A 237-nucleotide genomic window follows, 5' to 3' on the forward strand; every position below is an offset into this window, starting at 1 on the left:
CTGCCGTTGATTTTAGCCCACCGGGCGGATCCGACCTGGTTTAAAATCCTGCTCTCATAGCATATTCTGCCAGTCAAAAAGGCGTCCTGATGCGCTTTTTCGCGCGCAGGCAGATCCTCGGGATGCAGTTTTGAAAGCAGCTGCTCATTTGAGACCTCACCCTCAATGCCCACAATAGCATTGAAATTCCCGCAGGTGGTCACTTTTTTGGTGGCAAGGTCTATTTCATAGGTGCCG

General features: G+C 51.1%; 1 protein-coding gene. It reads right to left on the reverse strand.

Going from position 1 to position 237, the window contains the following annotated elements:
* On the reverse strand, positions 1-237 hold a 237-nt coding region (locus SB753_RS41205), incomplete at both ends, for a PAS domain-containing protein (RefSeq protein WP_410805700.1).

The organism is Paraburkholderia sp. SIMBA_053 (genome assembly GCF_046534895.1).
Classification (GTDB): Bacteria; Pseudomonadota; Gammaproteobacteria; order Burkholderiales; family Burkholderiaceae; genus Paraburkholderia; species Paraburkholderia caledonica.